Genomic DNA, 24,470 nt, shown 5'->3' with positions numbered 1-24,470 from the left:
GACACATGGCACACCAAGCTACCTTCCACTGGGACGATCCACTGCTGCTGGCCAGCCAGCTGAGCGACGACGAGCGCATGATCACCGAAGCGGCCCGCACCTATTGCCAGGAACAACTGGCGCCGCGCGTCCTCGACGCCTTCCGCCACGAAAAGATGGATACCTCGATCTTCCGCGAAATGGGCGAGCTGGGCCTGCTGGGGCCGACCATCCCCACGGAATACGGCGGCTCCGGCCTGAACTACGTCAGCTACGGCCTGATCGCCCGCGAAGTCGAGCGCGTCGACTCCGGCTACCGCTCGATGATGAGCGTGCAATCGTCGCTGGTGATGGTGCCCATCTACGAATTCGGCACGGAAGCGCAGCGCCAGAAATACCTGCCGAAGCTGGCCAGCGGCGAATGGATAGGCTGCTTCGGCTTGACCGAGCCGAACCACGGCTCCGACCCGGGGTCTATGCTCAGCCGCGCCAAGAAGGTGGCGGGCGGCTACGCCCTGTCGGGCACGAAAATGTGGATCACCAACTCGCCGGTGGCCGACGTTTTCGTCGTCTGGGCCAAGGACGACGAGGGCGCGATCCGCGGCTTCGTGCTGGAAAAAGGCATGGCCGGCCTGAGCGCGCCGGCGATCCACGGCAAATTCGGCCTGCGCGCCTCCGTCACCGGCGAAATCGTCATGGACAATGTCTTCTGCCCCGAGGAAAACGCCTTCCCCGACGTGCGCGGCCTGAAAGGTCCGTTCACCTGCCTGAACTCGGCCCGCTACGGCATCGCCTGGGGCGCGCTGGGCGCGGCCGAGGATTGCTGGCACACGGCCCGCCAGTACGTGCTGGACCGCCAGCAATTCGGCCGTCCGCTGGCCGCCAACCAGCTGGTGCAAAAGAAACTCGCCGACATGCAGACGGAAATCACGCTGGCCCTGCAAGGCTGCTTGCAACTGGGCCGCATGAAGGACGCCGGCACGGCCGCCGTCGAAATCACCTCCATGATGAAGCGCAACTCCTGCGGCAAATCGCTGGAGATCGCCCGCGTCGCCCGCGACATGCTGGGCGGCAACGGCATCTCCGACGAATTCGGCATCATCCGCCACATGGTCAACCTGGAAGTCGTCAACACCTATGAAGGCACGCACGACATCCACGCGCTGATCCTGGGCCGCGCCCAGACCGGCATCCAGGCCTTCTGCTAACAGCACCGGGGACAGACCACCATTTTCGAGGAATATTTCTCGGGGTCGTGGTCTGTCCCCGCCGTCAATTGGAACAACAGACAATGAGCGCAGCCCTCTCCCACATCAAAGTTCTCGACCTGTCGCGCGTGCTGGCCGGCCCTTGGTCGGGCCAGACGCTGGCCGACCTCGGCGCCGACGTCATCAAGATCGAGCGCCCCGGCGTCGGTGACGACACGCGCGCCTGGGGTCCGCCGTATCTGCGCGACGACGACGGCAAGGACACCAGGGAATCGGCCTATTTCATGTCCGCCAACCGCGGCAAGAAGTCGCTCACCGTCGACATCTCCCAGGCGGCCGGCCAGGACCTCATCCGCCGCCTCGCCGCGCAGTCCGACATCGTGCTGGAAAACTACAAGGTCGGCCAGCTGAAAAAATACGGCCTCGACTACGATTCGCTGCGCGCCGTCAATCCGCGCCTGATTTACTGCTCGATCACCGGCTTCGGCCAGGACGGCCCCGACGCCCAGCGCGCCGGCTACGACTTCATGATACAGGGCATGGGCGGGCTGATGAGCATCACCGGTGCGCCCGACGGCACGCCCGGCGGCGGCCCCGTCAAGGTCGGCGTCGCCGTCACCGACGTCATGACCGGCATGTACGCCACCGTCGGCGTGCTGGCCGCGCTGGCCCAGCGCGAACGCAGCGGCGTCGGCCAGCATATCGACATCGCCCTGCTCGACGTGCAGGTGGCGATGCTGGCCAACCAGGCGTCGAACTATCTGGTCGGCGGCCAGGTGCCCGGCCGGCTCGGCAACGCCCACCCGAACATCGTGCCCTACCAGGCCTTCGCCAGCGCCGACGGCCATTTGATCCTCGCCGTCGGCAACGACCGGCAGTTCCGCAGCTTCTGCGAGGTGGCCGGCCACGCCGGCTGGGCCGACGAGGCGCGCTTCGCCAGCAACGCCGCCCGCGTCCAGCACCGCGACGCGCTGGCGGCGCTGATCGAGCCGGTCCTGCGCGGCCGCGCCACGCGCGACTGGCTGGCCCGGCTGGAGGCCGTCGGCGTGCCCTGCGGCCCGATCAACACGATAGACCAGGTGTTCGCCGAACCGCAGGTGCGCCACCGCCAGCTGGAGCTGCGCCTGCCGCACGCGCTGGCCAAGGCCGTGCCGACGGTGGCCAGCCCGCTGCGCATGTCCGCCTCCAGCACGGCCTGCGACCGCGCCCCGCCCCTCCTCGGCGAGCACACTCATGAGATACTGCGCGAGCGTCTGCAACTGGACGCCGCCGGCATCGCACAATTGCGGGCCCAGGGCGTCATCTGATCAATACAAACCGGCCGCGACCGTCTGACGCGGCGCATCCAGGAGGGCGGCAATGGTGTGGCGCAGCAGGACAGTGAAACAGCCGCTCGGCGCGGCGCTGGCGGCCGCCTCGCTGATCGCCCTGACGCTGTTCACCTACTGGTATGTCAAGGGCCGCCAGCTGGACCGGCTGCACGGCGTGCTGGCCTCGCGCGCCGAGCTGTACGCGGCCACCATCGGCGGCGCCCTCGACAAATACGAATTCCTGCCGCTGGCCATCGCCCAGAGCGACGAGGTGGCCAACTTGCTGGAGCAGGCCAGCCCGGAGCGGGTGGCCCGCGCCAACGCCTACCTGCACGACATCAACCACCGCGCCGGCACCTTCGCCGTCTACGTGCTCGACCTGGCCGGCACCACGCTGGCCTCCAGCAACTGGCAGGACCGCAACTCCTACGTCGGCCAGAACTACGGCTTCCGCCCCTACTTCACGCAGGCGGCGGCCGGCGGCATCGGCCGCTTCTACGGCATCGGCGCGTCCACCTTCGAGGCCGGCTACTTCATCTCCCAGCCGATCCGCCGCCACGGCCGCATCATCGGCGTCGCCGCCACCAAGGTCAACCTGGACTGGATCGAGCATTCCTGGCGCATCCCCGGCGTGGCCGAGCAGATCTGGGTGAAGGACGCCAACGGCGTCATCATCCTGTCGACCAATCCCGCCTTCAAATTCAAGATCCTGGCGGCGCTGTCGGAGGCCGCCAAGACCAGCATCCGCGCACAACGCCAGTTCCTGCAGGAGAGCCTGCCCATCCTGCCGCACCAGGTGCTGCAGCAGTTCGCCGACGGCGCCGCCCACCTGGCGCTGGAGCGCCCGCGCGACGCCGGCATCGCCGGCCTGGGCGGCAGCGCCGAATACCTGGCCGTCGGCCGCCATCTGGCGCCGCTGGAATGGCAGATCACGGTGCTGGCGGAACTCGACCAGGTGCGCGCGGCCGCCCGCAACACGGCCGCCGCCGTCGGCCTGGGCTGGGCGCTGCTGCTGCTCGGCGCCCTGTACGCGCGCCAGCGCCGGCGCCGCATCGACGAGCGCCTGAACGCCCAGCAGGCGCTGAAGGGCGCCTACGAGGAGCTGGAACTGAAGGTGGCGCAGCGCACCGGCGACCTGCTCGACGCCAACCGCCGCCTGCAGGCCGAGGTCGGCGAGCGCGAACGCGCCGAGCAGACGCTGCGCTACGCCCAGGCCGAGCTGGTCCAGAGCGGCAAGCTGGCGGCCATCGGCCAGATGGCGGCCGGCGTCACGCACGAGCTGAACCAGCCGCTGGCGGCGCTGCTCACCTTTTCCGCCAACGCCAAGGTCTTCATCGCGCGCGGCCAGACCGAGGACGCGCTCGACAATCTGTCGACCATCTCCGACCTGGTGACGCGGCTCGGCTACATCACCTCGCAGCTGAAAGCCTTCGCGCGGCGCGCCGACGACGCCAGGAAGCCGGCCAACGTGCGCCAGGCCTTCGCCCAGACCATGCTGCAAATCCGCACCCGCAACGGCTCGGCGCGGCTGCTGCTGGACGAGAGCTGGCCGCGCCACGAGCTGGTCGTGCTGTGCAACGCCATCGGCCTGGAACAGGTGTTCTCGAACCTGATCTCGAACGCCATGGACGCCGTGCCGCCGGCGCAGGAGGCGCGCATCGGCGTCGACGTGCGCGCCGAAGACGGGCTGGCCGTGATCCGCATCAGCGACAACGGCCCCGGCATCCCGGAAGCGCACATCGAACGCATCTTCGACCCCTTCTACACGACCAAGGAGCACGGCCTCGGCCTGGGCCTGTCGATCAGCGCCGGCATCATCCGCGCCGCCGGCGGCGCGCTGAGCGTGCGCAACCGCGCCGCCGCCGACGGCGGCGGCGCGCAATTCACCATCACATTGAGCTGCCACGACGCGGACAAAGGAACACCGGATGCATGAACATAACTTCGACGGCATGCAAGTGCTGTTCATCGAAGACGACGCCGTCGTCAGGAAAGGCGCGCGCCAGGCGATGGAGCTGGCCGGCCTGAAAGTGACGGCCTGCGCCACGGCGGAGGAAGCCCTGCCCCACTTGACGCCGGAATTTCCCGGCATCGTACTCAGCGACATCAAGCTGCCCGGCATCGACGGCCTGCGCCTGCTCGACATCGCCATCGCCCAGGACCCGACGCTGCCGGTGATCCTCGTCACCGGCCACGGCGACGTCTCGATGGCGGTCGGCGCGATGCGCCAGGGCGCCTACGACTTCATCGAAAAGCCGTTCACGGCCGACCTGCTGGTGGAAGTGTGCCGGCGCGCGCTCGACAAGCGCCACCTGGTGCTGGAGAACATCAAGCTGCGCCGCCAACTGGAAAAGCGCGAGGGCATCGAGGCCCGCATCGTCGGGCGCAGCGCCGCCATGACCAAGGTGCGCCAGCTGGTGCTGAACCTGGCGCCCAAGTCGGCCGACATCATCATCCTCGGCGAGACGGGCACCGGCAAGGAACTGGTGGCGCGCTGCCTGCACGACTTCAGCGAGCGGCGCGACCATCCCTTCGTCGCCATCAACTGCGGCGCGCTGCCGGAGTCGATCTTCGAGTCCGAGCTGTTCGGCCACGAGGAAGGCGCGTTCACCGGCGCCCAACGCCAGCGCATCGGCAAGATCGAATACGCCAACGGCGGCACGCTGTTCCTCGACGAAATCGAGAGCATGCCGCTGGCGCTGCAGGTGAAGTTGTTGCGCGTACTGCAGGAGCGCCAGGTCGAGCGGCTCGGCTCGAACAAGCTGATCTCGGTGAACTTCCGCGTCATCGCCGCCGCCAAGGAAGACCTCAGCGCGCTGGCCGAACAGGGGAAATTCCGCGCCGACCTGTACTACCGCCTCAACGTCGCCAGCCTGACGCTGCCGGCGCTGCGCAGCCGGCGCGAGGACATTCCGCTGCTGTTTGAATTCTTCGTGCTGCAGGCGGCGCTGCGCTACGGCCAGCCGGCCGCGCTGATCAGCAGCGAGCTGCTCAGCTCCCTGATGGCGCAGCGCTGGGCCGGCAACGTGCGCGAGCTGCACAACATCGCCGACCGCTTCGTCCTCGGCCTGCTCGACGACACGCTGGCGCCGTCCGGCGCGCGCCGGGAAGCGTCGCTGGCCGAGCAGGTCGACGCCTTCGAGCGCGCCGTCATCGAGGACGCCTTGCGCCGCCACGGCGGCAACATCGTCGCCGCCGCCGACAGCCTGAACATCCCGAAAAAGACCCTGTACGACAAACTCAAGCGCTTCGACATCTCGACCGAGCAATTCCGCTAGATCAAGGCCGGAGGGCAGCCCCTGCGGGCCTGCCCTCCGGCTTTAGCGCTTACTTCTTCAGGAAGCGGTCCAGCCAGCCCATCACCGTGTGGTGCCACAGCACGGAGTTGGCCGGTTTCAGCACCCAGTGGTTTTCATCCGGGAACACCAGCAGCTTGCTTTCGATGCCCTGGCGCTGCAGCGCCGTGAACGCGCCCAGGCTTTGCGTGGTCGGGATGCGGAAGTCCAGCTCGCCCTGCACCACCAGCATCGGCGTCTTCCACTTGGTGACATGGTTGACCGGGTTGAACTGTTCGTGCTTCTCCGGCGCGGCGTAGTAGGTGCCGCCGTTTTCCCACTCGTTGAACCACAGTTCCTCGGTCGAGTAGTACATCGCGCGGTTGTCGAACACGCCGTCGTGGTTGACGATGCAGCGGAAGCCGTCCGGCCAGTTGCCCTCGATCCAGTTCATCATGTAGCCGCCATAGGAGGCGCCCAGCGCGCAGCTGCGCTCGCGGTCCAGCCACGGGAATTTCTTCACCGCCGCCGCCATCCCCTTCTTCAAGTCCTCCAGCGGCGCGCCGCCCCAGTCGCCGCTGATCGAGTCGGTGAACGCCTGGCCGTAGCCGGTCGAGCCGTGGAAGTCGATGAAGACGGTGGCATAGCCCGCGCCCGCGTACACCTGCGGATTCCAGCGGTAGCTCCAGCCGTTGCCGAAGCTGCCCTGCGGCCCGCCATGCACCAGGAAGGCCAGCGGATATTTCTCGCCGGCCTTGGCGTTCCACGGCTTCATCACGTGGCCGTAGACCGTCTCGCCCTTGGCGCCGACGAAGGAAAACTGTTCGTACTCGCCGAAGCGCACGTCGGCCAGCGCCGCCGCGTTCTGCTGCGTCAGTTGCACCATCTTGTCGGCGCCGGCGTCGAGCTTGAATTTGAACAGCTGGCCGCCCGAGGCCAGGTTGGCCTGGTTTATCACCACGGTGTCGCCCTGCACGTCGAAGCCGTGCACCGAGCCCTTGCCCGTCAGCGCCGTGACCTTGCCGCTTTGCGCGTCGATCGAGAACAGGCGGTGCTGGCCGACGTCGGCGGCGTCCACCAGCAGGGCCTTGCCGTCCGGGCGCCAGCGGTAGTCGCCCACCGAGCGGTCCCAGTTGTCGGCCAGGGTGCGCTTCTTGCCGCTGGCGACGTCCATCAAGACCAGGTGGAAGCGGTCCGCCTCGAAGCCCGGCCGCGTCATCGCCAGGTAGGCCAGGGTGCGGCCGTCCGGCGAGAAGGCCGGCTTGCTGTCCCAGGCCGGATTGTCCGCCGTCAGGTTGCGCGGCGCCTTGCCGCCCTCGGCAGGCACTTCGTACAGGTCGAAATTGGTCGACCAGGATTCCGTCTTGCCGGCGATGCGCACCGAGAAGACGACGGTTTTGCCGTCCGGGCTGAAGCGGTACTCATCGTGGTCGCCGAACGGCTTGGACGGCACGTCGCCGTCCAGCGTGCCGCTCAGGCTGACCGGCGCGGCGGCCAGGCGTCCGCCGGCATCCAGCGGCGCCGAGTACAGCGTCGCGTGGCGGCCGTCGTCCCAGGCGTCCCAGTGGCGCACGAACAGCTTGTCGTAGACGCGGCCGCTGGCCTTGTTCTGCCCTTGCGCGTCCAGGCGCGTCTTGGTGCACGCCAGGTCGGCGCAGTCGGGGAACACGCCCATGCTCAGCGCCAGCCGGTCGCCCTTCGGCGACAGGCGGAAGTTGTCGACGTCGAGCGGCAGGTCGCTGACCCTGGCCGCTTCGCCGCCGCCCAGCGGCAGGCGCCACACCTGCGACGAGCCGGAGCGGCCCGACAGGAAGAAGATGGCGTCGCCGGCCGGCGACCATTCGGGATCGCTGCTGCTGGCCTCGCTGCGCGTGAGTTGCTGCGGCACGGGCTTGGCGGCGCGCAGGTCGATCATCCACAACTGGGTGTTGCCGCGGTTTTTCTCCATATTCGTCGAGCGCACCGTGTAGAGCACGCGGGTGGCGTCCGGCGACAGCACCGGGTTGCCGACCCGCTCCATCTTGACCATGTCCTCAACCGTGAAACCGCGCGGCGCGGCAAGCGCACCGGTGCTCGCCATGGCGGCGCCGAGTAGCAGCAGACGTAAATTCATTCGTTCATCTCCGATGTGTGTCATGAAAGAGGCCGGCGTGGCGCCGGCCGCGGAACATGATACCAAGGTTGCCGCTGTCGCGACACATCGGGTAGCCGGGATATCCGGATTTTTGTATCGCTTTATCCGCGCGCCGGCCGGCGCGTCAGGGGGCAAAGTCGCCCACGCTCCAGACCACCAGCATGAGCAGAGTCTCCAGCAGCCACCACTGCCCAAGCGCCAGCCCCGACACCACCAGCAGCACGGCGCGCCAGGAAAAACGGTGCATATTCAACAGGGCCGCTCCGAGGCCGAAGCTGGCGACGGCCAGCGCGGACAAGATCAACTGATACGACGGCAGCATCCACAGGCGCGCGGCGGCGACGCTTGTCAGGATGGCGAGCAGGAAAAAAACGCACCAGGCTATATGTCGCGGCATGAGTTTCATTCGCAGAATGACGCTTGTGGCAGGAAGCTTGTCCATCCCCATTGTGTGGCATCCCGACCCGTCGGGTCAACCCGGCGCGACGCCTCGCGCCGGCTCACTGCGCCGGCGGCAGCGGATTGCCGCGCACCTCGAAGCTGCTGGCCGCCACCACCTTGTCCTGCGCGTCGACCAGCGCCAGCTGATGCCGCCCCGGCAGCGGCCGCCAGGCGAAGTCGGCGCCGGCCGGCCCCAGCTCCGCGCCGTCCAGGGTCCAGCGCAAGCCCTGCCCCGCCTGGGCCTGGAAGAACACGCGCTGGATCGCCTCCGGGATGTCCGGGTCGATGGCGATGATGCTGGCGTCGCCCGGGTAGACGATCTTCGGCCCGCGCTGCGCCTCGCCGAGCAGTTCGATGACGGCGCTCTCGGTGCCGCGGATGAACCACTCGCTGCGCGCCGATTCCAGCGCCGGCTGGTAGCTGACGCGCTGGCGCACCAGCGCGCGCGGCGGCGCCGGCGCGCGGCTCGGCTGCTGCCGGTGCAGATAGTCCATGACGTCGCGCCACACCGGCGCCGCGCCCGTCACGCCGGACACGTCCCACATCGACTTGCCGTCGAAGTTGCCGACCCAGACGCCGACCGTGTAGCGCTGCGAATAGCCGACGCACCAGTTATCGCGCATGTCCTTGCTGGTGCCGGTCTTGACGGCGCTCCAGAAGCTCGTGCCCAGCTCGTTGCGCAGGCCGAAGGTGACGCTGCGCGCGGCCCGGTCCGACAGGATGTCGCCGACGATGAAGGCGGCGCCAGCGTCGAGCACGCGGCGCGGTTTCTCCGCCGCGCGCGGCAGCAGGCTGGCCGTGCCGGCCAGGCCGCCGTTGGCCAGCGTGCGGTAGGCGTTCGTCAGCTCCAGCAGGCTGACCTCGGACGAGCCCAGCGCCAGCGAATAGCCGTAGTAGTCGGCCGATTCCGTCAGGCTGCTCAGGCCGACCTCGCGCAGCCGGTTGTAGAAGTCGTCCAGCCCCGTCAGCAGCAGCGTGCGCACGGCCGGCACGTTGAGCGAGCTGGCCAGGCTGGTGCGGGCGCTGACGTAGCCCTTGAATTCCTTGTCATAGTTTTGCGGCATGTACATGCCGGACGCCGTCGCGATGTCGATGGGCGCGTCGTCCAGCAGCGAGGCGGCGGTGATGAGCTTGCGCTCGATGGCCAGCTCGAACAAAAAGGGTTTCAGCGTCGAGCCGGCCTGGCGCAGCGCCGCCACGCCGTCGACGTCGCTGGCGCCGGCGTTGCCGACGTAGGCCAGGATGTCGCCGCTGCGGTTGTCCAGCACCAGCACGGCGCCGTCGTTGACGTTGCGCTCGTGCAGCGCGCCCAATTGCTGGCGCAGCGTGTTCTGCGCGAAGCGCTGCAGCGGGCCGTCGAGCGTGCTTTGCACCGCCCCGCCCGGCGTTTTCAGCAGTTGCCGGGCCACCTGGGGCGCCGCCTGCAGCTCGGCGTACACGGCCGTGCGCTGCAGCGCGCTGTCGACGCGCGCCGCCAGCAATTGGCAGCTGCTGTCCATCTTGCTTTCCCTGGCCAGCGCGCAGGCGCGCCGCGCCACCGTCCCGGCCGGCGCGTTCGGCGCCCGCACCAGGCTGGCCAGGATCACGGCATCGGTCTGGTTCAGGCCCGACGGCGCCTTGCCGAACAGGCTGTGCGAGGCGGCGGCGACGCCCTGCAATTCGCCGCGGAAGGACACCAGGTTCAGATAGGCTTCGAGTATCTGCGCCTTGCTCCAGCCCTCTTCCAGCGCCTGGGCGGCGCGGATCTGGTCCCATTTCTGGCCCCAGCTGCGGCCGCCCGAGCGGGCGCGCAGCTCGGTGTCCAACTGGCCGGCCAGTTGCATCGTGATGGTCGAGGCGCCGCGCGGCCGGCGCTGGAACAGATTGTCCCAGGCGGCCTTGCCGATGGCGCCGAAGTCGACGCCGCCGTGCTGCGTGAAACGCTGGTCCTCGGCCAGCAGCACGGCGGCCTGCAGCGCCGGCGAGATGTCGGCCAGCGCCACCCACGGCAGGCGCCGCGCGCTCTGGTCGACGCGCAGCGACTGCAGCGCCGCGCCGTGGCGGTCCAGCAGTTGCGCCTCGGAACTGCGGTAGGCCGCCTTCACCTGGGCGTAGCTCAGCGGCGCATCGGCCGCCAGCGCGCCGGCGCTCAGCGCCAGCGCCGCCGCCGCGATGTATCGGCGCGCCATCCTACAGCCCGACCTTGACGGCGGCGTTCGGCAATTCGCCGAACATCTCGGGCGAGTACATCGCCTCGACGCGGCTGGCCGGCAGGTTGAAGTCGCCCGCATTGTTCAGGCGCACCGTGTATTCGATGCTCCACTTGCCTTTCGGGACGTAATCGTAATAGGCGCGGAAGGCGTCGAAGCTGCGCTCCTCGAATGCGGGACGGACCCAGCCCGCGCGCTTTTCGCCGGCGCTGAGGATGCTCGAATCGCCGCCCAGTCCGGTGCCCAGCACGCTGGCGCTGGCCGGAATCGGGTCGTCGACGACGACCCAGGTCATGTCGGCCTGCGCCTCCAGGTCCAGGCGCACACGGTAGACGTCGCCGCGCGACCACACGCCGGCCGTTTTCTGCTCGATGGCGGTGACGCTCTTGCTGATCTTGTAGCCGCTCGACAGCGGCGCCTTCAGCGGGATCGCCGCCAGGCTGACGACGGTGGCCCAGGGTTTGCCGGTGCCGGCGTGGGCGATTTTCAGCTGCTCGGCGGCGCGCGGCCAGGCTTGCAGCACGGGCGCGGCCAAGGTCTGGCCATTCCATTTGACGGCCTTCTCGGCGCGGCCCAGGTTGACGCTGGTGCTGCCGGTGACGGCCTCGGACTCGAATTTCTCCGAGAACTTGCGGATCGCCAGCGTGCCCCAGGCGTTCGCCACCGTGGTGTTCCAGCGGCCCTTCAACTGGCGCCCCAGAGTGCCGCGCACCAGCCGGCCGATGTCGTCCTTCCAGCCCGGATTGTCCAGCACGGCCAGCAGCAGGCGGTTGGCGTTGACGTCGCCCGACACCATCAACCACCACCAGTTGTCGCGCTGCTCGGTCGAAAAGCCCATCGTCGTGCCCTGGAAGTTCAGGCGCGCGCGCAGCATCTGCTGCGCCTCGGCCAGCAGCGCGTCGCGGCGCGCCAGTTTTGGCGTGCGCTTGAGCACCAGATACCAGTCGATCAGGGCCGAGGTCGGCCACAGGTTCGGTTCGACGGCGATCGAGTCGAGCGCGTCCGGCGCCACCTTGGCGGAACGCGACAGCGCCTCCAGCGCGGCCAGCTTGCGCACCGCCAGGTCGGCCGTCGGCATCGCCGAGTAACGGATCACGCGGCCCTGGACGAAGTTCGCCAGCGCCTCCTCCATGCGGTTCTTCGCCTGCTCCGGAATCGCATAGCCGGCCTCCGCCGTGGCCGACAGCACATAGGCCGTCAGGCTGTCGCTGCCCTTGTCCATCGAGGGGAAATACTTCAGCATGCCGTCGCCGTCCAGATAGGCCGGCAACGCCGCCGCCATGGCGCGCCACATGGCCGCGTCGCCGAGCGCGATCGCCTTCGAAGTTTGCTGCTCGAAGCAGCTGTACGGATAGGCGCCCATGTACTCGCGCACGCCCGGCAGGTCGTTGCCCAGCTTCGCGCTCAGCACCGTCTGCACGCCGCCGCGGCCCGGCAGCGCGTCGGCCGGCATCTGCACCGTCATCGACTGCGGCTTGTCCACTTGCAGCAGGGTCGCCTGGTAGGTGCGCACCGGCACGGCGAACGTCACCTTCTGCTTGACGCGCAGCTTGTCGCCGGCCTCGCCGGCCTTGGCGCTGACGTCCCAGACCAGCTCCTTGACGCCCAGCGGCACCGGATAGGTCCACGCCACCTCCTGCGCCTGGCCGGGGGCCAGCGTCAGCGACTGCGGCGCCAGCGTCTGGCCATGCACGCTGGCGGCCAGTTGCGCCGTCATCGCCTCGGCCGAGGTATTGCGCACCGTGAAACCGGCGCGGAACTGGTCACCCTCGCGCACCAGGGCGGGCAGGCCCGACATCACGATCAGATCCTGCGTGCTGCGGATGTCGGCCTTGCCGGTGCCGAACAGGTCGGCGCCGGCGTTGGCGATGGCGACCAGGCGGAACGCGGTTAAGGAATCGTTCAGCGGCACCTGCACGGCCGCCTCGCCGTTGGCGTCGAGCTTGACGCTGCCCTTCCAGAACAGCAGCGTGTCGAACAGCTCGCGGCTGGCGCCCTTGCCGCCGCCGCCGCCGTGCGGGAAAGCCTTGCGGCCGAAATGCCGCTTGCCGATCACCTGCATCTGCGCCGTCGAGGTTTCCACCTGCAGGCTGCGCTGCTGCATCATCGTCTCCAGCAAATCCCAGCTGGTGTTGGGCATCAGCTCCAGCAGGCCGACGTCGACGGCGGCCAGCGCCACCTCGGCGCCGGCCGGCAGCGCGCGGCCGTCGGCGCGCTGCACCTTGACCTTGACCTGCGCCTTCTCGCGGGTCTTGTAGACCTCCTTGTCGGCCGTCACCCGCACCTTCAGTTCGTGCGCCTGCCAGCCCACGCGCAGCGCCGCGATGCCCATCTTGTAGGCCGGCTTGCCCAGGTCGACCAGGGCCGTCGGCTGCACGCCGGCCACCCGGCCGCGCACCACCAGCACCGACACGTAGACGTTGGGCGCGTAACTGGCCTTGACGGGGATCGCAATCACCGGCTCGCGTCCGGACAACTGCCGCACATAGGTGTCGATCATGCCTTCGCGCTCGACCGTCACCAGGGCCGTGCCCTCGCGGAAAGGCATGCGCACCTGCAGCCTGGCCTCTTCGCCCGGCTCGTAGCGCTTCTTCTCCGGCAGCACGTCGATGCGGTCGTTGTCGCCGACGTTGAACCACCAGTCGCCGCTGCCGGCGACCCAGGTTTCGCGGTTGGCGTAGGCGGCGCGCCGGTCCTCGTCGACGGTTTTGGCGCGCAGGATCAGGTTGCCGCTGGCGGGCGCCTTCACCTGGCACAGCAGCAGGCCCCTGGCGTCGGTCTTGCCCTCGCAGGCGGCGCCCAGGCGCAGCACCTCGCTGGAACTCTCATACGAGTAAAAACCGCCGATCAGGCGGCGCCGGTGCGAATACGTCTTGCGCTGGAAGAAATCGACGGCAACCGGCGCGCCCGCCACCGGCTTGCCGGCGGTGTCCAGCACGACAACCTGAAACTTGAACGCGTCCTTGCTGAGCGCCCAGCCGTCGGGCTTGATGCCGATGAGGTTTTTCGACGGCCACAGCGGCACGCGGGTCGACACCGACAGGGTTTCGCCGTTGGCGTCCTGGTAGGCCAGTTCGGCCAGCAGGTCGCGCGGCACCGTCAGCGCCGGCAACTGGTCGACCGTCACGCGGGCGCCGCCGGCCCGGTCCAGGTTCAGGTTCTGCGTGCGCGCCGGGCCGTTCAGCGGGTTCGCGGCCTCCTCGTCCCAGTTGCCCTCGTCGTCCTCGGCGGCGGCGGCGCCCGACTTCACCAGCCCCTCCTTGACGTCGCCGTTGCTGAAGGTGAAATCGTCGTAGTCGGCAAAGCTCAGGCTCTTGTCCTGCAACACCGTGCGCAGCTTGACGGCCGCATTGCCGGCGCCGCCGCCCGACAGGTAGTTCAGTTGCACGTCGAGGTCGACCTTGGACGGCTGCACCGCCGCCGCTTTCGGCCCCTGCAGCACGGCCTTCATGGTCGGCACGCGGAACGATTCGACGCGGAAGCTGCCGGACTGGCGCCCCGCCATGCTGACCTCATACACGCCCTGCTTGGCGTCGGCCGGAATCACCCACTCGTTTTGCGCCGCGCCGGCGGACCAGCGCAGCGGCAGTTCAAAGCGCTGGTCGCTACCCTGGTGCGTGATGATGACCTGGCTGGCGGCGCCGGGACCGTTGCCGGGTGCCGCATGGGCGATGCCGCCGGCCGTGTGGCGGCGCAGGAAGTGCTTCATGTGCACCGTCTCGCCGGCGCGCAGCAGCGTGCGGTCGAATACCGTCGACAGCAGCGTGTTGTCGTCGTGCAGATCGGCGGTCGGCAGGTTGAAGCGCCACGCCTCGATGCCGCCAACCCAGTTCGACAGCGTGAAGGTCATGTCGCCGCCGCTGCGGGCGCTGACGAAGTAATTGTGGTTGCCGCTGCACTGGGAGCGTTCCAGCTCCTGTTTGATGTGCGCCACGCCGGACGCGTCGGTGGCGCCCTGCCACAACAGATTGCCGGCGCAGTCGCGCACGGCCACCTGCGCCTTCGCCACCGGCGCGCCCTTGTCGAGCGAGGTGACCCACACCAGCGACGACTGCGCGCCGTGCTTGAAGTGGGCCGCCAGGTTGGTCACCAGCGCGGCCGTGTGGATGTACGCCGTGCGCGGCTTCGGCAGCAGCACGGCGCCCAGGCGCGGGCTGGCCAGTTCGACGACGTAAAAGCCGGGCTTTTGCAGCGGAATGCCGATGACCTCGAAGGCGCGCTTGCCGTTCGGCTTGGGCAGCGCGAAGCTGCGCGTGTTGGCGTGGCCGGCCAGCACCGGCTTGCCCATCTCCTCGCCGTACTGCGCGCCCGGCTGCCAGTATTCGCCGCCCGACAGGCGCTTGAGCCAGTCGATGATGGCCTTGTCCTGGTCGTCGGACAGGCGCAGCATATTGCCGTTGACGTCGGCGCCGCTCACTTTGGCGGCCAGGCTGGCCTCGACATTGCGCACGGTGACGGGCAGCAGGCGGTCGCCGCGCGCCTCCAGGATGCCGAAGCTGGCCGGGAACTTGACCAGCGGCGGCTGCTCGTCGGTGCGCACCGTCATCGGAAAGCGCGCCCTGTTCAGCAGCGGCCGGCCGGCGTCGTCCTTGAGCCCCGCCGGCAGCGTGATGGTGAACCTGGTTTTCTCCGGCAGCGGGCCGGCGAAGGAAACGGAATCGAGGTACTCGGCCTTGGCGTTGTCCGCGTTGGCGGCGACGCGGAACACCTTGCCGCTCTCGCTGGTGAGCGTGATGGCGCGGGCGTCGCGCGCCCGGATCGGCGCGGTGAACGCCAGCCGCAGCGGCAGGAAGGGGATGCACTGGGCTTTCGCGCTGCTGCGCTCGCAGCCGAAGCTGGCCGTGAACTCGGGCCGGGTCTTGTAGGGCAGCGTCTGCGCCGCCGTGGTGGCGACGCCGCTGGCGCTGGCAATGCCCGGCCCCCACACCAGCGACACCTTGGTGTTGGCCGGCAGCGTGCGCTGGCATTGCAGCAGCGCCAGCGGCAGCGTGTCCAGGCGCTTGCCCGGCAGTGCCAGCGTGGCGTGCCAGAGCACGCCGCGCGCCGCGTAGTACACCTTCAGATAGCGTTCGACGAAATTCTTGCGCAGCGCCAGCACCTGTTCGCGCTCCCTGCCCTGCAACAGGCGCACGCCGATCTTTTCATTGACGCCGTCGGCGCGGCAGTAGGCGTGCTCGGCGATCGTCGCCTCCTGCGCCGGCGCGTCCAGGCCGAGCACGAAAATCTGCTGCTCGTCGATGTCCGTGCGGCCCTCGAACGGCACGGCTTCGACGATGGCCGGGCCGCCGGTCGAGAAGCTGTAGCTGGCGGCGCCGGACAGCGCCTGCCCCGCCAGATCCTTCAGCCCCGCCTTCAGGGTGAAGCGGCACACGACGCCGGCCGGCAGGTCGCGGGCAAAATCGTAGACCCAGTTGCGGCCGTCGGCCCAGCGCCCGCTGCCCGCCTCGGGACAGTCGATGTCGAAGGGGTCGGCCGGCCGCAGATCGCCGAACGGCACCATCTGCGCGCTGAACTGGGCGCGCGCCTGGCGCACCTGCTTGATCACCCCGGATGGCGAAAACGACGCGATGCTGGTTTGCGCCAGCGCCGGCAGGGACAGGCAGGCCGCCAGCAGCAGCGCCAGGCTTTTCGGGATGTAGGTGTTCACTATGACTCCAGTTGTCGGGGTGCGGGAAAGGGCCGCCGGTATTGCAAGATCAGATATTTTACTCAATTGCAAACACCGGCGTCGTCCCCCAGCCATTTGCCTCGCGCGGGCGCGGCGGGCCGGCCGAAGAAAAGCAGCGCCGCGACGCCGATTTCTCCGTTCTATGCGGGATCAACGGTTCATTTGAGACAACGCAACGCATCGCTCGCTAGCGTACCGGCCGTCTGAACGCGACTGTATATTGTCGCCTCCAACAGCAGTGCAAAAGCCGCGCGGGGCATGAGCAGGACATGACTGGCGGCTTTCTTACGGCGAAGTACATTCGCAGCAAAAAACTCTTATCCACGTCGGGAGCCACTTGTGAATAATTTAAAGAACATTGCCATTGCCGCCGCCCTCAGTTCCGCCGCTGCCGCACAGGCGCAGGAAATCAACCCCTATTGGTATATCCAGCCCAGCCTGAATGTCATGCGGCCGGACAGCGATTTCGCGGTCGACAGGCGCGGCTACGGCGCCGGCCTGCGCTTCGGCAAGGCGATCTCGCCGTCCTGGGATGTGCAACTGGGCACGACCTATGCCCGCTCGCGCGAGGGCGGCGAGCGCTACCAGCAAAACACGCTGGGCGTGGACGCCCTCTACATGTTTTCGCGAAAATCCTTCCGCCCCTTCCTCCTGATCGGCATAGGCGCCGAGCGCGACAAGGAAAGCACCGTGGCCTTCGGCGAGCGGCGCAAAAACTCGCCCTACGCCAGCATCGGCCTGGGTTTCCAGTCGCAGCTCGGCGAGCAGCTGTCGCTGCAGGCGGACATCCGCGACGTCCACGGCTTCCTGCGCGGCAACACCTTCCCGCACAGCAAAGCGAACAATTATTATCTGACCATCGGCCTGAACTACGCCTTCGGCAAAACGCCGGAGCCGGTGCGCCCGCCGCCGCCGGTTGCCCAGGTAACGCCACCTCCGCCGCCCCCTCCTCCTCCACCGCCGCCTCCGCCAGCGCCGCGCTTTGAAAAAGTGACGCTGTCGGCCACCGAGCTGTTCGCCTTCGACAGCGCGAAACTGAACGATCCGCAGCCGAAGCTGGACGAGATCGCCGCGGCCCTCGGCGCGGCGCCGGACGTGGACAATATCGTCATCACCGGCTACGCGGACCGCATCGGCGCGGCCAAATACAACCAGAAACTGTCGGAGCAGCGCGCCAATGCGGTCAAGACCTATCTGAGCAACAAGGGCATTGCGGCCAACCGCATGACGGCCGTCGGCAAGGGCGAGGCCAATCCCGTCGTCGAATGCCACGACAAGAAGATGGCCGCCCTGATCAAGTGCCTGGAGCCGAACCGCCGCGTCGAGGTCGAGCAGATCACCATCGAACGCCGGGTGCAGTAAGACGCGGCGACGCGCATGAAGCTGTCGCTGCTGTAGGCGGCGCCCGGGCGCGCAGTTCGCGCGCCGGCGCCAATGACAGGCCGGGGTCTATTCCCCCAGTAACTCCGCCACCGCCTCCATGCCCTGCACGCGCTCGGCGACGACTTTGACGATGACGATCACGGGCACGCCCAGCAGCAAGCCCCAGACGCCCCACAACCAGCCCCAGAACAGCAGGCCGACGAAGACGGCCGCCGGATTCATGCGCGCAATCTTGCCGGTCATCCAGGTCGTGACGAAGGTGCCGACCAGGGTGGCGATGCCCAGCGAGGCGCCCGTCACCAGCAGCACCATTTCCAGCGATTCGAACTGCAGGAAGGCGGCCAGGCCGGTGGCGACGGCGATCAGCAGCGGGCCGAAGTACGGCATGATGTGCAGCAGGCCGGCCGCGACGGCCCAGGCGCCGGCGTTTTCCAGCCCGATCCAGCGCAGCGCGAGCCACATCAGCAGCGCCAGCAGACCGTTGGTGACGAGCAGCATGAACATATAGTTCTGGATCGAGGTGTGGATGTCTTCCAGGATGTGGACGGCGATTTTTTTCTTCGTCAGCGACGGCCCCGTCAGCTTGACCAGCTTGCGCTTGAAGGTGTCGCCCGACAGCAACAAAAAAAACACCAGGAAAATCACCATCGCCGCCTGGCTGAGAAAACCGAGCAGGCCCATCGAACCGGCCCACAGCCAGTCGGCAATCTTGAACGGCGCGTGCTCGGCGCTGGGGGCGGCGCGGCGCGCCGCGCGGCGCGCTTCGGCGCCGCCGGCCGCCTGCTCGATCTCGGTGGCGACGGCCTGGATTTTCTGCAATATCCCCGGCTTGCCGTTGAACGTGGACTCGATCAGCCGGGCAAATTTATGGGCGGAAACGGGCAATTCTTCGACGATCGCTTCGAACTCGCCCTGGACGCGGTCGATGACGGCCACCGAGCCGCCGAGAATCGCCAGCGTGACCAAGGCCGCGCCCAGCGCGCGCGGGATGCGCAGGCGTTCGAGGCAGCGCACCAGCGGATTGAGCGTGTAGGCGATGAAAATCCCGAACAACAGGGGAATGAGGAATTTCTGCGCCCATTGCAGGCCATAGACGAAGCTGACGGTGGCGATGATGGCGAGCGCCATGCCGCGGGCGTTGACGTGCAAGGGCAGGCGCAAGGGCTCCGCCGGCGGATCGGACGGCGCCGCGTCGGCGGCGGCCGGCGCATCGGCCTGGACGCCGGGCTGCGGAATGTTCATCGGTTCAGGCGCTCATTCAACAATTGCCGGAACTGTCCCCGGGGGGAGCGGCTCCGGCGTGGCGGCCATGACGGCGCGGGACTTATTTGACGCGGATGTCGTTCTTGACCGACATCACACCCTTGACGCCGCGGGCGATTTCGCCGGCCTTGCTGATGTCGCTGGGCTGCGCCACGAAGCCGCTCAGTTGCACGGTGCCCTTGAAGGTTTCGACATTGATTTCCGTCGATTTCAGCGTCGGCTCGTTGAAGATGCTGGCCTTGACCTTGGCCGTCAACACCGTGTCGTCGATGTATTCGCCGGTGCCTTCCCTGGTCGGGGTCGACGCGCAACCGGCGATGGCGAACAGGGAGGCGACGAACAGGCCGGTGGCGATTTTTTTAGCGATTTTCATGATATTTTTCCTTAGAAAAGGTCTACCGATGTACTCAAGATGAGTCAATCAAGATGAGCGGTCCCGTCCGGGCTCAAGGCCGAACCGGGATGGCCACGTTGCCGTTATCGGGCCATGACTAACGTTTTACGTGGAAATTTCCCGCCGCTCTGTTCGGTATCGTACATTAGCATGTTTATTTTATTGCAAGCCCCGCGCCGGCAAAACCGCTGCGTGCGGCAGCGCACAGACCCGCCACAGCCGAATGACTAAGATTTGCTCACACTATGTCAGGAGGACAAGATGAACAACAGCAAACTCAGCCTCGCCGCGATGCTGCTCGCCGCCAGCGCCGCGCTCACCGGCTGCGCCGGCACGGCGCCGCAACAAGGCGTTTACCCGGCGTCGCAGCCGGACTCGGCCGCCTACGGCACGATCGATTCCATCCAGCTGACCCGCGTCAATCCGAACGCCAGCGGCACCGGCGCCATCGCCGGCGGCGTCGTCGGCGCCTTGCTGGGCAACCAGATCGGCTCGGGCACGGGCCGCAGCGCGGCCACCCTGGCCGGCGCGCTCGGCGGCGCCCTGGCCGGCAATGAAATCGAGAAGAACCGCGCCCAGGCGCGCGACGCCTACCAAATCAGCGTGCGCCTCGACAACGGCGACTACCGCACCGTCGTGCAGGACAGCGCCGCCGAGCTGCGCGTGGGCCAGCGCGTGCGCGTCGTCGACGGCCGCGTTTACCGCTATTAATGGCAGAGCGCCGGGCGCGCCGCAAACGCGGACGCGGACGCGGAACGGCATCATCCACCCCACCGGGAGACGCAGATGGGCACCATACTCTTGATTATTCTGGTCCTGGCCTTGATCGGCGCCTTGCCGGCCTGGCCGCACAGCCGCTCCTGGGGCTACGGCCCGAGCGGCGTGGCCGGCCTGGTCGTCGTGATTTTGATTCTGATGCTGCTGACCGGCAGGCTGTAGACGCGCTACGCGGCGTCGTGCTGGGACGGCGGCAGTTCGTGCACCACCAGCGGCGTGTCCTCGGTGACGAAGGCCAGCCAGCCGGCGGCCTTGATCGCGCGCAAGCCGTCCTGGTAGCCCTGCTCCCAGCGCCATTCGATCGAGCCGCGCGAGAAATTGATGTCCTTGGCCGCCATGTGCCAGTCGCGCCCCGCGTAGGGCAGGCGCACGATGTGCATCGTGCTGTCGCAACCGAGCGCGGCCAGTTCGGCCTCGTCGGCCGCGCTGCGCTCGCGCTCGGGCAGGGCCGCATACAGCGCGCGCAATTTATGCTGCATGCGGTGCTTCGTCACATAGTCCTCGATGTGGCGCTTCGAGCGCGAGGCGAACGTCACATCCTTCTGCCGCGTCTGCACCTCGTCGAGCGTGGTCGGCTCCGGCCCGTCGGCGCTCCACAAGTCGACCATGAACACCAGGGTGTCGACGTGGGGCAGGTCGTCGAGCACGGTTTGCAGCGGCGTGTTCGAATACAGGCCGCCGTCCCAGTACAGCTCGCCGTCGATGCGCACGGCCGGGAAGCCCGGCGGCAAGGCGCCGCTGGCGCGGATGTGGTCGGCGCAAATGCGCCGCTCGCTGTTGTCGAAACGGCTCAGGGTGCCGCACTTGACCTTCAACGCGTTGACCGTCAGGCGCATGCCGCCGGGCGCGTTCAGGTAGTCGAAGTCGACCAGCTCCTCCAGCGTGGCCGCCAGCTCGGCGGTGTCGTAGAAACTGGCTTCCTCCGGCTTGACGGCGATGCCGGCGGAGAACAGGCTGAACAGCCGTGGCGCGAAGAAGCCGGGCACGCCGCGCACCAGGGTGTCGAGCGTGGCCAGCCAGATGTTCGAGCGGCGCTGCTCGTCCGTGACGCGGTTCATGTCGACGCTGTCGCGGCGTGAGACGCGCTGCCAGAACTGTTTCAGACGCTCTAGCCGCGTCTCCGTGCTGTTGCCGGCCAGGATGGCGGCGTTGATCGCGCCGATCGAGGTGCCGACTATCCAGTCCGGTACCAAGCCATGCTCGTGCAGCGCGTGGGCCACGCCGGCCTGGTAGGCGCCCAGCGCGCCGCCGCCCTGCAGCACCAGCACGACGCGCATGCCGCTGGGGTTGAGCCGATTCACCGTCGTCGCCAAAGCGCTCCCCGCTTCAGCGCTTGCGCCGCGCCAGCCAGGCCAGCGCCGCGGCGACGGCCACGCCGGCGGCCAGCGCCGGTTTCAGCAGTTTCTTGCGGGTGATGAAACCGAGGGCAGGCAGTGCATAGGGCAAAGCGGCCTTCCAGTCCAGTCCGCCCGGCGTCAGCAGCGTGCCGACCCGCGCGCCGGCATAGCCGGCCACGCGCTCGACGGCGCCGCGCAGCAGCGCCTTCGGCTGCAGCGCCTGCGCCGCCTGGGCGCGGGCGTGGACGATGCCGACCCGGTACAACTGGCCGGCGGCGATCAGGCGCTCCTTGTGGGCGGCCTGGGCCGCCCTGCGTTGCTCTTTCGACATTCGGCTCTCTCTCCTGTGTGCGCCGCTTACAGCAGCATGTCGCGGTCGGCCTTCAATTCGGCCATCGTGGCCGGCAGCGACAGCTTGCCCTGCCGCAGCAGCGCGCGCGCGTACAGCAGCAAGCCGGCGGCCAGGACGAGGAAGCCCGCGGTCATGATCGGCAAAATTTTCCAGCCCAGCGCGTCCCAGGCCAGGTACACCACCGTCACGCTGGCGTAGGTGACGGTGAACAAGCCCGCCACCAGCGCCAGCGCGAACACGGCCAGCAGCCGCAGCGCGTGGTTGCGCGCCTCCGCCAGTTCGCAGGAGGCCAGCTCCAGGCGCGACAGCAGCAAGCCTATCGTGTTTTTGGCGACCCCGGCCAGCGAGGCGATCAGGCCGGGGGCCTGGGATGCGGCGGACTTCTCCATATGTTTTTTCCGCTCCCGAGGATTACTTGCGGCCCAGGATCACGCCCACCAGCAGGCCGACGCCGGCGGCGGCGGCGATGGTGCGCCATGGATTTTCCTTGACATAGACGTCGGCCGACGCGGCCATTTGTTTGCCCGCAACAATCGCCCCCGCCTGCGCTTCCTGCGCCTTCGCCAGCGCCGCGTCGAGCGTGCGCATGCCGCGGCTGCGCACTTCCTCGGCCTTTTCGCCGGTCAGGGCGGCGGCCGCGCTGAACAGGGCCTGGGCGTCCTTGACGAGCGTTTTGACGTCGTTGTTGACGGTAGCAATATTGTTTTCCAGCATGATTTAACTCCTGGTTATGGATGAAAAAATAACTCTACTGCGCAAAGACCTATGCCAGCAAATCCCGCATATCGTCCGCGTGCTCTTCCTCGACCGCCATGATCTTGATCAACAAATGCCGGGTCGTCGGGTCCGTGTCGCCGATCTGTTCGATCATCTGGCGATAGGATTCGATGGCCACGCGCTCGGCGATCAGGTTGGCGCGCACCATGCTTTGCACGCTGGCAGACTCATCATACTCGGCATGGCTACGTCCGGGCAATGTTGCAGGATTGAAATCCGGTTCGCCGTTCAACTGGACGATGCGTTCGGCCAGCCAGTCGGCGTGTTCCTGCTCCTGCCGCGCATGTTCGAGGAACTCGGCCTTGATGGGGCCGTTCTGCAAGCCCCCGACCGTGTAATAGTGGCGTTTGTAGCGCAGCACGCAGACCAGTTCCGTCGCCAGCGCGCCGTTGAGCATGGCGACGACGGCGTCGCGCTGGCCTTTGTAGCCGGCCGTCACCGGGCCGTCGTCGAGGTTCAGGGCGGCGGCGCGCACCGCCGCCGTGTCTATTCCCAGGGGAGTGGCAGTCGAAGTAGCGGACATGATATTCCTTCGCAAAAGTGAAAAAAAGAAGCGGCCGTCAAGGCCGCCGCTGGCGCCTCTAGCCGCGCAAGGGGATCGCCGCGCCCTCTTCCGAGAGCACGATCTCGACGCGGCGGTTCAGTTTGCGGTCGCCGGCCCTGTCGTTGCCGGCCACCGGATACGCTTCGCCGTAGCCGCGCGTGGCGATGCGGTCGCCGCTGATGCCCATGTCCAGCAGCGCGTTGCGCACCGCCTCGGCGCGCCGCTGCGACAACGCCAGGTTATGCGCGGCGCCGCCTATGCTGTCGGTGAAGCCTTCGATCAGCACCGTGCGTTGCGGATGCTTCGCCAGCACGTCGGCCAGCTTGCGCGCCATCAGCATGCCCTCGGGCGTCAGCCGCGCCTGGTTGCTGTCGAACAGCACGTCGCCCAGCGTGATGACGGTGCCGCGCTCGGTTTTCTTCGCCGCCAGGTCGGCCAGTTGCGCCGCCAGCGCGTCGGCGCGGGCCTGCGCCTGGCCCTTGGCCGCCTCGGCGCTCTGCGCCTGGCGCTGCGCCTGCTCGGCCTTCATGCGCGCCTGCTCGGCCTCCTGGGTGCGCACGTCCAGGCGCAACTGGTCGCGCTGCCGGGCGGCGTTGGCGACCTCGGCCTCGGCGGATTTTTGCTTCGCCACCTCTTGCGCGGTGGCGATTTTCTGCTTGGCCACATAGGCCAGCCGGTCGACCTGCTCCAGGCTTTCGCGGCGCGCGGCGGCCGCGTTGGCCTGCTCCAGCGCGTCGCCGGCCTGCTTGAATTCCAGCGGCGCGAAACTCGACACGGTCGGGTTGCTCTGCGCCGCCATGTAGTCGCCGCGGGTCTGGTCGAGCAGGCCCGTGCTGGTGGGCGCCGAACTGCAGGCGGCCACCAGCATGAGCGCGGCCAGCAGCGCCGGCAAAGTGAGATGAAGGATAGTCTTATTCATGATGTTTTCCTTGAAAGGGTGCCTCGGCGCCCGGCGCCGCCGCGATGGATTCGGGTGTGGGGGTGAGGAAACGGCGCCTTACTTCGGCGTGTTGGCGCGCTCCAGCTCTTCGCGCATCACGCGGATGTCCTCGTTGAGGGCGGCGGCGGCGGCCGATGCCTTGGCCGAGCCGGCCTTGCTTTGCGCCAGCTCGGCGTCCGCCTGCGCCAGCGTGGCCAGCTCGCGCGCCAGCCGGTAATCCTTGGCCGCCAGCGCCTGGCTGGCGCGCAGCATGTAGTCGCGGGCCGCCGTCATCTCGGCCGGGGCCAGCTCGGCGGCGCCGGCGCCGGCCGCGCCCTCGACGGCGGCGCGCGACACCGCCACCTCGGCCGTGGCCGGGGTTTTCATGCTGGCGCAGCCGGCCGCCGTCAGTGCGGCGGCCGCCGCCAGCACGGTCAAACATTGCTTTTGCCTGGGTGGAGTCATTATGATTCTCCTTGAACGTTAATCGGGTGTGCGTCGATGTGTAACGTTATAGGCT

20 protein-coding genes are annotated in these 24,470 nt (G+C 68.0%); 7 read left to right on the top strand and 13 right to left on the bottom strand.

Annotation, left to right across the window (positions count from 1 at the left end):
* The first annotated feature begins 5 nt into the window (after positions 1–5).
* From OIK44_RS21010 to OIK44_RS20995, 4 genes are all read left to right on the top strand, one after another.
* The gene (locus OIK44_RS21010; protein WP_273673639.1) at positions 6–1,187 is read left to right on the top strand and encodes an acyl-CoA dehydrogenase; all 1,182 of its coding nucleotides are present in this window, start codon (positions 6–8) and stop codon (positions 1,185–1,187) included.
* A gap of 83 nt (positions 1,188–1,270) precedes the next feature.
* Positions 1,271–2,494 carry a CaiB/BaiF CoA transferase family protein gene (locus OIK44_RS21005; RefSeq protein ID WP_273673638.1) on the top strand — a complete coding sequence of 408 codons (1,224 nt, stop codon included), beginning with the start codon at positions 1,271–1,273 and terminating at the stop codon, positions 2,492–2,494.
* A gap of 73 nt (positions 2,495–2,567) precedes the next feature.
* Entirely contained in the window at positions 2,568–4,433 is a 1,866-nt protein-coding gene (locus tag OIK44_RS21000) for a sensor histidine kinase (protein WP_273673637.1), read from the top strand.
* The gene (locus tag OIK44_RS20995) at positions 4,426–5,775 is read left to right on the top strand and encodes a sigma-54-dependent transcriptional regulator (RefSeq protein ID WP_273673635.1); all 1,350 of its coding nucleotides are present in this window, start codon (positions 4,426–4,428) and stop codon (positions 5,773–5,775) included. The genes OIK44_RS21000 and OIK44_RS20995 overlap by 8 nt, the downstream gene beginning before the upstream one ends.
* Before the next feature lie 49 nt (positions 5,776–5,824).
* Here OIK44_RS20995 and OIK44_RS20990 read toward each other — a convergent pair whose 3' ends face one another.
* The 4 genes from OIK44_RS20990 to OIK44_RS20975 form a co-directional block, all read right to left on the bottom strand.
* Positions 5,825–7,885 (bottom strand): S9 family peptidase, encoded by a 2,061-nt coding sequence (locus tag OIK44_RS20990; protein ID WP_273673633.1) that lies wholly within the window; start codon positions 7,883–7,885, stop codon positions 5,825–5,827.
* Positions 7,886–8,030: 145 nt separating this feature from the next.
* Positions 8,031–8,303, bottom strand: coding sequence for a hypothetical protein (locus OIK44_RS20985; RefSeq protein ID WP_273673631.1), 273 nt, complete (start codon positions 8,301–8,303; stop codon positions 8,031–8,033).
* Between the two features lie 103 nt (positions 8,304–8,406).
* A complete protein-coding gene (gene pbpC / locus OIK44_RS20980) occupies positions 8,407–10,515 on the bottom strand; it encodes a penicillin-binding protein 1C (protein WP_273673629.1) in 2,109 nt (702 codons plus the stop codon).
* Between the two features lies 1 nt (position 10,516).
* The gene (locus OIK44_RS20975; RefSeq protein ID WP_273673627.1) at positions 10,517–16,183 is read right to left on the bottom strand and encodes an Ig-like domain-containing alpha-2-macroglobulin family protein; all 5,667 of its coding nucleotides are present in this window, start codon (positions 16,181–16,183) and stop codon (positions 10,517–10,519) included.
* A 360-nt stretch (positions 16,184–16,543) separates the two neighbouring features.
* Here OIK44_RS20975 and OIK44_RS20970 point away from each other — a divergent pair, with 360 nt between their 5' ends.
* Complete coding sequence (locus tag OIK44_RS20970) at positions 16,544–17,566, top strand: OmpA family protein (RefSeq protein ID WP_273673626.1); 1,023 nt, start codon at positions 16,544–16,546, stop codon at positions 17,564–17,566.
* A gap of 87 nt (positions 17,567–17,653) precedes the next feature.
* Here the strand turns inward: OIK44_RS20970 and OIK44_RS20965 are convergent, their stop codons facing one another.
* Complete coding sequence (locus OIK44_RS20965) at positions 17,654–18,829, bottom strand: AI-2E family transporter (protein WP_420213874.1); 1,176 nt, start codon at positions 18,827–18,829, stop codon at positions 17,654–17,656.
* An 82-nt stretch (positions 18,830–18,911) separates the two neighbouring features.
* Positions 18,912–19,223, bottom strand: a complete 312-nt coding sequence (locus tag OIK44_RS20960; protein WP_273673624.1) for a BON domain-containing protein — start codon at positions 19,221–19,223, stop codon at positions 18,912–18,914.
* 282 nt (positions 19,224–19,505) lie between these two features.
* On the opposite strand from OIK44_RS20960, the gene OIK44_RS20955 reads away from it, so the two are divergent.
* A complete protein-coding gene (locus OIK44_RS20955) occupies positions 19,506–19,955 on the top strand; it encodes an outer membrane lipoprotein (protein WP_273673623.1) in 450 nt (149 codons plus the stop codon).
* 75 nt (positions 19,956–20,030) lie between these two features.
* Positions 20,031–20,183 (top strand): DUF3309 domain-containing protein, encoded by a 153-nt coding sequence (locus OIK44_RS20950; RefSeq protein WP_273673621.1) that lies wholly within the window; start codon positions 20,031–20,033, stop codon positions 20,181–20,183.
* A 5-nt stretch (positions 20,184–20,188) separates the two neighbouring features.
* On the opposite strand, the gene OIK44_RS20945 is transcribed toward OIK44_RS20950, so the two are convergent.
* The 7 genes from OIK44_RS20945 to OIK44_RS20915 form a co-directional block, all read right to left on the bottom strand.
* Entirely contained in the window at positions 20,189–21,298 is a 1,110-nt protein-coding gene (locus OIK44_RS20945) for a patatin-like phospholipase family protein (RefSeq protein ID WP_273673802.1), read from the bottom strand.
* 49 nt (positions 21,299–21,347) lie between these two features.
* Positions 21,348–21,689, bottom strand: coding sequence for a hypothetical protein (locus OIK44_RS20940; protein ID WP_273673620.1), 342 nt, complete (start codon positions 21,687–21,689; stop codon positions 21,348–21,350).
* A 26-nt stretch (positions 21,690–21,715) separates the two neighbouring features.
* On the bottom strand, positions 21,716–22,099 hold the full coding sequence (locus tag OIK44_RS20935; protein WP_273673618.1) for a phage holin family protein: 384 nt from the start codon (positions 22,097–22,099) through the stop codon (positions 21,716–21,718).
* Between the two features lie 22 nt (positions 22,100–22,121).
* Entirely contained in the window at positions 22,122–22,424 is a 303-nt protein-coding gene (locus OIK44_RS20930) for an ElaB/YgaM/YqjD family protein (protein ID WP_273673616.1), read from the bottom strand.
* Positions 22,425–22,473: 49 nt separating this feature from the next.
* Complete coding sequence (locus OIK44_RS20925) at positions 22,474–23,010, bottom strand: ferritin-like domain-containing protein (protein ID WP_273673615.1); 537 nt, start codon at positions 23,008–23,010, stop codon at positions 22,474–22,476.
* Positions 23,011–23,068: 58 nt separating this feature from the next.
* A complete protein-coding gene (locus tag OIK44_RS20920) occupies positions 23,069–23,950 on the bottom strand; it encodes an OmpA family protein (RefSeq protein WP_273673612.1) in 882 nt (293 codons plus the stop codon).
* A gap of 78 nt (positions 23,951–24,028) precedes the next feature.
* Positions 24,029–24,415 (bottom strand): DUF4398 domain-containing protein, encoded by a 387-nt coding sequence (locus OIK44_RS20915; protein WP_273673611.1) that lies wholly within the window; start codon positions 24,413–24,415, stop codon positions 24,029–24,031.
* Positions 24,416–24,470 lie beyond the last annotated feature (55 nt).

Origin of the sequence: Janthinobacterium fluminis, assembly GCF_028595325.1 — a bacterium.
Lineage (GTDB): Bacteria > Pseudomonadota > Gammaproteobacteria > Burkholderiales > Burkholderiaceae_D > Janthinobacterium > Janthinobacterium fluminis.
Note: the sequence above shows the minus strand (reverse complement) of the source record. Positions and strands in the feature narration are given on the sequence as shown.